The 8,216-nt window shown below is 71.9% G+C and carries 4 protein-coding genes; 1 reads left to right on the forward strand and 3 read right to left on the reverse strand.

The window, feature by feature from the left end; genetic code table 11:
- Positions 1-202: 202 nt before the first annotated feature.
- The 3 genes from HMPREF3105_RS06335 to HMPREF3105_RS06345 form a co-directional block, all read right to left on the reverse strand.
- Entirely contained in the window at positions 203-1,261 is a 1,059-nt protein-coding gene (locus tag HMPREF3105_RS06335; RefSeq protein WP_036313950.1) for a hemolysin family protein, read from the reverse strand.
- On the reverse strand, positions 1,258-2,574 hold the full coding sequence (locus tag HMPREF3105_RS06340) for a hemolysin family protein (RefSeq protein ID WP_070708995.1): 1,317 nt from the start codon (positions 2,572-2,574) through the stop codon (positions 1,258-1,260). The genes HMPREF3105_RS06335 and HMPREF3105_RS06340 overlap by 4 nt, the downstream gene beginning before the upstream one ends.
- 184 nt (positions 2,575-2,758) lie before the next feature.
- Positions 2,759-4,240: a GMP reductase gene (locus HMPREF3105_RS06345; RefSeq protein ID WP_044659231.1), complete on the reverse strand. Its 1,482-nt coding sequence runs from the start codon at positions 4,238-4,240 to the stop codon at positions 2,759-2,761.
- Positions 4,241-4,440: 200 nt separating this feature from the next.
- On the opposite strand from HMPREF3105_RS06345, the gene HMPREF3105_RS06350 reads away from it, so the two are divergent.
- Positions 4,441-8,172, forward strand: coding sequence for a multifunctional oxoglutarate decarboxylase/oxoglutarate dehydrogenase thiamine pyrophosphate-binding subunit/dihydrolipoyllysine-residue succinyltransferase subunit (locus HMPREF3105_RS06350; protein ID WP_070708996.1), 3,732 nt, complete (start codon positions 4,441-4,443; stop codon positions 8,170-8,172).
- Positions 8,173-8,216: the final 44 nt, after the last annotated feature.

Genomic DNA, 8,216 nt, shown 5'->3' on the forward strand with positions numbered 1-8,216 from the left:
GGCGCCCGCCGAGTCGCCCGCGGCCTGCGTGCCCGAGGAGTCGCCGCTGGTCCCGCCGCACGCGGCGAGGCTCAGGGTGAGCGCGGCAAGGGCCCCGGTCAGGGCGGGCAGACGACGGCGGAGCATGGGGCGACCTCGTTCGTGTCGGGGACGGTGCATGAAATCGATTCTCAACAGTAGCACCGTCCGGCCCGCGCGACGCTCACGCGGGCCGGAACCGACGTGGCGACTGCGTCACGTCGTTGATCTCCCCGACGAGCTCCTCGAGCACGTCCTCGAGGAAGAGGATGCCCGCGGTCTCACCCTCGGGCGTGATGACCCGGGCGAGGTGGGAGCCCGTGCGCTGCATGAGCGCGAGTGCGTCCTCGACCTCGTCCTCGAGCCGCACGTTGGCCAGCGAGCGCACGCGCGTGAGCGGGATCGGCTCGTCGTGTCCCGACGGGCCCACGGTGAGGACGTCCTTCAGGTGCAGGTAGCCGGTGTAGCCGCCGTCGGGGTCCTCGACCACGAACCGGGAGAAGCCCACGCGGCCCACGGTCCACTCGAAGTCGTGCGGCGTGATCCCCTCGGGGACGGTGACGACCCGCTCGAGCGGCACCATCACGTCCCCGGCCCGGTGGTCCGAGAACTCGAGGGCCGAGTGCAGCACTCCGGACTCGTCCTCCAGGGTGCCCGAGCGGGTGGACTCGGCCACGATCGACTGCACCTCCTCGAGCGTGTAGGAGGAGGCCACCTCGTCCTTCGGCTCGATGCGCAGGGCGTGCAGCACGAGGTTCGCCGTCCAGTTCAGCGCGGCCACGACCGGATGCAGCAGCTTCGAGAGCCACACGAGCGGCTGGGCCAGCAGCATCACGGCGCGATCCGCGAACGAGACGGCGGCGTTCTTGGGCACCATCTCGCCCAGGGTCACGTGCAGGAAGGTGACCACCAGCAGCGCGAGCACGAAGGCGGTGACGTCCGCCGCCGCGGCCGGGACCCCGAGGGCGCCCATCGGGACGACGAGCAGGTGGTGCAGCGCCGGCTCGGACACGTTGAGGATGAGCAGGGAGCACACCGTGATGCCGAGCTGGCAGACGGCCAGCATCTGGGAGACGTGCTCCATCGCGTAGAGCGCCACCTGGGCCTGGCGGGAGCCGGCCTCGGCCCGCGGCTCGATCTGCGCCCGGCGGGCGCCCATGACGGCGAACTCGCCCGCCACGAAGAAGGCGTTGGCGGCCAACAGGACCACCAGCCATAGCAGTCCGACGACGTCCCCGTTCATGCGCGCGTCTCCTCGTCCTCAGCGGCCGGGTCGAAGCGCACGCGCTCGATGCGGCGGCCGTCCATCCGCTCGACCGTCAGGGTGCCGCCGTCCACGTCCACCACGTCCCCGACCTCCGCCAGGCGCCCCAGTCGGGCCAGGATGTACCCGCCGACGGTCTCGTAGGCCCCGTCCTCCGGCACCACGAGGGCCGGGATCTGGGTCCGCACCTCGTCGGGCCGCAGCTCCGCCGGGAAGTACCAGCGGCCGGAGGCCGTCTGGAGGACCCCTGGGGTGACGCGGTCGTGCTCGTCCGCGACCTCGCCGACGATCTCCTCCACCACGTCCTCGAGCGTGACCACCCCTGCGGTGCCCCCGTACTCGTCCACGACGACGGCCATCTGCAGGTTCGCGTCGCGCAGCTCGGCCAGCAGCTGGTCCAGGTGCACGGTCTCCGGCACGCGGATGACCTCGGTCATCAGCGCACCGGCCTCGAGGTCGGCGCGGCGCTCCCGCGGCACGGCCACGACCTTCTTCACGTGCACGACGCCGCGGATGTCGTCCGAGGAGTCGCCGATCACGGGGAACCGGGAGTAGCCGGTGCTGCGGGCCAGGTCCAGGACCTCGGGCAGAGCCTGGTCCTCCCCCACCGTCTCCACGCGGATGCGCGGGGTCATCACGTCCGCCGCGGTGCGGTCCGCGAAGCGCAGCGTCCGGTCCAGGAACGTGGCGGTCTGCGCGTCGAGCGTGCCCAGCTGGGCCGAGCGGCGGACCAGCGAGGAGAGCTCCTCGGGGCTGCGGGCGCCGGAGATCTCCTCCTTGGCCTCGATGCCCACGCGGGCCAGCACGCCGTTGGAGAACCCGTTCAGGACCAGGATCGCCGGCTTGAACACGGTGCTGAACACGAGCTGGGGCCGGGCGAGTGCGCGGCCGATCGCCATGGGCTCGGCGATGGACATGTTCTTGGGGATCAGCTCGCCGAGGAGCATCGAGAGCAGGGTCGCCACGACCATCGCGACGACGAGCGAGACGGTGCCCACCACGCCGGCCGGCAGCCCCACCTGGAGCAGCAGCGGGTCGATGAGCCGGCTGATCGCCGGGTCCATCACGTAGCCGGTGAGCAGTGTGGTCAGAGTGATGCCCAGCTGGCACGCGGAGAGCTGGGTCGAGAGTGACTTGAGACAGCGCAGCAGGGGCTCGGCGCCGCGGTCACCCGCGTCCACCATGCGCTGCACGGTGGGCACGTCGATCGCGATCATGGCGAACTCGACGGCCACGAAGAACCCGGTGCCCACGATCAGGGCCAGGCCGAGGATCAGCAGGAGCCACTCCACCCGACCTCACCCCCTCGACGGCGGGCCGGGCGGCGGTGCGGGGCACCGGGACTGGAAGGCTCCGATCCGGCCGCGTCCGCGTGGGCGGACGAGCGGTCTGGCACACAGGTGTCAGGGTGATCCATAGTCCGCCCAGTATAGGGGCGTCAGGCCCCGGCGGAACGAGCAGGGGCATGCGGCCGCCTCACCACGACGAGGCGACCGGCCGGCCCTCCTCGTAGCCCGCCGCGGACTGCAGGCCGACGACGGCGCGCTCACGGAACTCCGCCAGGTCGTGGGCGCCGGCGTAGGTCAGCGACGAGCGCACACCGGACGTGATGGTGTCCAGCAGGTCCTCCACCGAGGGGCGGCGCGGGTCCACGTACATGCGCGAGGAGGAGATGCCCTCCTCGAACATCGCCTTGCGGGCCTTGGTGAAGGCGTCCTCGTGGCGGGTGCGGTGCTGGACCGCGCGGGCCGAGGCCATGCCGAAGCTCTCCTTGTACCGCCGACCGTCCGGACCGTGCACGAGGTCGCCCGGAGACTCGAGCGTCCCCGCGAACCACGAGCCGATCATCACCGAGCTGGCTCCGGCGGCCAGCGCGAGCGCCACGTCCCGCGGGTGCTTCACCCCGCCGTCCGCCCACACGCGTGCCCCGAGCTCGCGGGCCGCGGCGGCGCACTCCAGGACCGCCGAGAACTGGGGCCGGCCCACCGCGGTCTGCATGCGCGTGGTGCACATCGCGCCCGGTCCCACGCCCACCTTGACGATGTCCGCGCCGGCCGCGACCAGGTCCCGGACGCCGTCGCCGGAGACGACGTTGCCGGCCACCACGGGCACGCCGGGGTCGAGGGCCCGCACGGCGGCGAGCGCGTCCAGCATGGTCCGCTGATGACCGTGCGCGGTGTCCACGACGAGCACGTCGACGCCGGCCTCGACCAGGACGGCGGCCTTCTCCCCCACCGCCCCGTTGATGCCGACGGCGGCGCCGACGCGGAGCCGTCCGTCGTCGTCGAGACCGGGCGTGAACAAGGACGAGCGCAGCAGGCCCGCCGCGGTGACGACCCCGCGCAGCACGGGGGCGGCGGTGCCCACCGCCGGGTCCACGACGGGGGCCATCTCCTGGTGCGCGGCGTGCAGGCGCTCGAAGGCCGCCCGCAGCGCGTCCTTGCTCGGGGCCCCGTCCGTGCCGCCGAGCTCGGCGAGCGTGAGGGTCACCACCGGAGGGTGCATGACGGAGGCGGCCGAGGTGAAGCGGTCCACGTCCTCGCAGTCCTGGGGGCGGACCACGCCGAGCAGCCCGCCGTGCGCGTCCACCACGCAGACGGCCCCGTGGTTGCGGCGGTCCACGAGGTGGAGCAGGTCCAGCACCGTGTCCTGCGGGCCGACGGTCAGGGCGGTGTCCGCCACGGGGTGGGCCGCCTTCACCCGACGCACGACGTCCCGGATCACGTCCGCCGGGATGTCCTGCGGCAGGATCCCGAGACCGCCGCGCCGGGCCATGGTCTCGACCATCCGGCGCCCGGTGACGGCGGTCATGTTGGCGGAGACCAGGGGGATGGTGGCGCCCGTGCCGTCATCCGGGGCGATGTCCACGTCCATGCGACTGGCGACGTCCGAGTGTGAGGGCACGAGGAAGACGTCGTTGTACGTCAGGTCGACGGCCGGGTCGGTGAGGAAGCGCATGGCGTCAGTCTCCCAGACGAGGCGGACGCCGTGAGGCCCCCGCGCGTCCGCCGGGAGCGGAGTCGAGCCGAGGCCGCGGCATTCCGACCGGGGGCGTCGAAGAACTATGATGTCTCGAGGCGTTCCCGGCCCCACGCGCGCCGCGCGGGTGGCCCGGCGCAGCACATCGCATCCCAAGGCTCAGGAAGAGGCGTTACACAGTGCCAGAACTCACGTCGGACCGGCTCGCACAGGAGTTCCCGGGGAACGAACGGCTGGTGGCCGAGATCTACCGGAAGTACCGCGAGGACTCCGGTTCCGTGGACCGGCAGTGGGCACAGATCTTCGCCCGTCTCGAGGCCAGCGCCCCCGCCGCCGAGGCCGAGCCGAAGGCCGCCGCCAAGACCGAGCCGAAGACCGCCGCCAAGGCCGAGCCGAAGGCCACCGCCAAGGTGACCGAGCCGAAGGCGGCGACCGCCCCGGCCCGGGGTGCGCAGCCCAAGGAGACCTCGGTCAGCACCGGCCCCAAGCCCAAGAAGACCCCGGCGGCCCAGGCCGTGCCCTCCGAGCCCGCCGACACCGCCACCACCACCGCGGACGAGAAGCAGGAGAAGGCCACCGTCCTCAAGGGCATGGCCAAGGCCGTGGCCACGAACATGGACGCCTCCCTATCCGTGCCCACCGCCACCACCGTGCGCGACCTGCCGGCCAAGGTGCTGATCGACAACCGCGTGGTCATCAACAGCCACCTGGCCCGCACCCGCGGCGGCAAGGTCTCCTTCACCCACCTCATCGGCTACGCCGTGGTCCGCGCGCTCGCGGCCATGCCCTCGATGAACGTGACCTACGAGGAGCGCGACGGCAAGCCCACCATGGTGGAGCCGGCCCACGTGAACTTCGGCCTGGCCATCGACCTGCCCCGCCCGGACGGCACCCGCGCGCTCGTGGTCCCGAACGTGAAGGCCGCCGAGACCCTCGACTTCCGCGGCTTCTGGAAGGCGTACGACGACCTCGTCCAGCGCGCCCGCAAGAACAAGCTGACGATGGACGACTACGCCGGCACCACGGTCTCCCTGACCAACCCGGGCGGCATCGGCACCGTGCACTCGGTGCCCCGCCTGTCCCAGGGCCAGGCCGCCATCATCGGCGTCGGCGCGCTGACCTATCCGGCCGCCTTCCAGGGCGCCGCCGAGTCCACGCTGCACGACCTGGCGATCTCCAAGACGATCACCCTCACCTCCACGTACGACCACCGCGTGATCCAGGGTGCCGGCTCGGGCGAGTTCCTGAAGATCGTGCACGGCCTCCTGCTGGGCGAGGACGGCTTCTACGACGAGGTCTTCCACTCCCTGCGCATCCCCTACGAGCCCGTCCGCTGGGCCCAGGACGTGCAGGTGAACCCGGAGGAGCAGATCGGCAAGGTCGCCCGCATCCAGCAGCTCATCCACGCGTACCGGGACCGCGGCCACCTGCTGGCCAACGTGGACCCGCTCGAGTACTCGATGGCCTACCACCCGGACCTCGACATCCGCGAGCACGGGCTCACCCTGTGGGACCTGGACCGTCAGTGGCCCACCGGCGGCTTCGGCGGGGCGAGCAGCCTGACCCTGCGCAAGATCCTCGGCGTGCTGCGTGACGCGTACTGCCGCACCATCGGCGTCGAGTACATGCACATCCAGGACCCGGCCGAGCGCGCCTGGTTCCAGGAGAAGCTCGAGCAGCCGTACGCCAAGCCCACCCGCGAGGAGCAGCTGCGCATCCTGGGCCGCCTCAACGCCGCGGAGGCGTTCGAGACGTTCCTGCAGACCAAGTACATCGGCCAGAAGCGCTTCTCCCTCGAGGGCGGCGAGTCCCTCATCCCGCTGCTGGACGGCATCCTCGGAGACGCCGCCGACGCCGGTCTGGACGAGGTCGCCATCGGCATGGCGCACCGCGGTCGCCTGAACGTGCTGACGAACATCGCCGGCAAGACCTACAGCCAGGTCTTCCGCGAGTTCGAGGGGGCCACCCCGGGCGGCGCCTCGGGCTCGGGCGACGTGAAGTACCACATGGGCACCGAGGGCACCTTCGTGTCCGACGCCGGCAACAGCACCCGCGTGTACCTCGCCGCCAACCCCTCGCACCTGGAGGCCGTGGATCCGGTCCTCGAGGGCGTCGTGCGCGCCAAGCAGGACCGCCTCGATCTGGGCGGCCAGCGCCCGGACTCCTTCTCCGTGCTGCCGATCCTGGTGCACGGCGACGCGGCCTTCGCCGGCCAGGGCGTCGTGACGGAGGTGCTGCAGCTCTCGCAGCTGCCCGGCTACCGCACCGGCGGCACGATCCACGTGATCGTGAACAACCAGGTGGGCTTCACCACGCCGCCGACCCAGGCGCGCTCCGCGGTGTACTCCACCGACGTGGCCAAGACCATCCAGGCCCCGATCTTCCACGTCAACGGCGACGAGCCGGAGTCCGTGGTGCACGTGGCCCAGCTCGCCTTCGAGTACCGCCAGCGGTTCAACAAGGACGTCGTCATCGACCTCGTCTGCTACCGCCGCCGCGGCCACAACGAGGGCGACGACCCGTCGATGACGCAGCCGCGCATGTACAACCTCATCGAGCAGAAGCGCTCCACCCGCAAGCTGTACGTCGAGTCCCTCGTGGGCCGCGGCGACATCACGCAGGAGGAGGCGGACAGCGCCCTGAAGGACTACCAGCAGCAGCTGGAGCGGGTCTTCGCGGAGACCCACGAGGACGCGCCCGCCTCCGGCGGAGAGGGCCTCCGCCCGGCCGAGGACCGGGACGCGGCCCCGGAGGCGCCGGCGTCCACGGCCATCTCGGCCGAGACGCTGCGGGCCATCGGGCAGGCGCACATCGACGTGCCCGAGGGCTTCACGGTCCACCCCAAGCTCGCGGCCCTGCTCGAGCGCCGCGCCAAGATGGCCGTCGACGGCGGCATCGACTGGGGCTTCGCCGAGCTGGCGGCCTTCGGCTCGCTGCTGATGGAGGGCGTGCCGGTCCGCCTGGCGGGCCAGGACTCCCAGCGCGGCACCTTCACGCAGCGCCACTCGGTGTTCCATGACCGGATCACCGGCGACACGTGGGCGCCGCTGAAGCACCTCTCCGAGGACCAGGCGAAGTTCTGGGTCTACAACTCGCTGCTGTCCGAGTACGCCGCCCTCGGCTTCGAGTACGGCTACTCCGTGGAGCGCTCCGACGCCCTCGTGCTGTGGGAGGCCCAGTTCGGCGACTTCGTGAACGGCGCGCAGACGATCATCGACGAGTTCATCTCCTCGGCCGATCAGAAGTGGTCGCAGACCTCGTCCGTGGTCCTGCTCCTCCCCCACGGCTACGAGGGGCAGGGGCCGGACCACTCCTCCGCCCGCATCGAGCGGTTCCTGCAGATGTGCGCCGAGGACAACATGCGCGTGGTCAACCCCTCCACGGGCGCGAACCACTTCCACCTGCTGCGCGAGCAGGCCTACGCCCGCCCGCGTCGGCCCCTCGTCGTGTTCACCCCGAAGCAGCTGCTGCGCCTCAAGGCCGCCGCGAACTCGGTGGAGGACTTCACCGAGGGCCGCTTCCAGCCGGTCATCCCGGACGCCGGGGTGGACGCCAAGGACGCCACGCGCGTGCTGCTGGTCTCCGGCCGGCTGTACTACGACCTGCTCGCCCGCCGCCAGAAGTCCGGTGACACCTCCACCGCGATCGTGCGGGTGGAGCAGCTCTACCCGCTGCCGCTCGAGGAGATCCGCAAGGCGCTCCGCGCCTACCCGGACGCCGACGTCGCGTGGGTCCAGGACGAGCCCGCGAACCAGGGCCCGTGGCCGTTCATGGCGCTGAACCTCGTGCCGCAGCTCGACGTCCCGGTGACCCTCGTGTCCCGCCCGGCCTCGGCCGCGACCTCCGCGGGCACCAAGGGCCGCCACGACCAGGAGCTCAGCACGCTGCTGGACGCCGCCTTCGGCCGCTGACCCGGACCGACCCTGCGCCGCCGCCGCACCCTCCGGTGCGGCGG

Source organism: Micrococcus sp. HMSC31B01 (assembly GCF_001816085.1).
In the GTDB taxonomy this organism is placed as follows: Bacteria; Actinomycetota; Actinomycetes; order Actinomycetales; family Micrococcaceae; genus Micrococcus; species Micrococcus luteus.

Excerpts from the sequence above, each read along its gene's own strand:
- HMPREF3105_RS06335 (WP_036313950.1), bottom strand. The coding sequence starts at position 1,261 with ATGAACGGGGACGTCGTCGGACTGCTATGGCTGGTGGTCCTGTTGGCC.
- HMPREF3105_RS06345 (WP_044659231.1), bottom strand. The coding sequence starts at position 4,240 with ATGCGCTTCCTCACCGACCCGGCCGTCGACCTGACGTACAACGACGTC.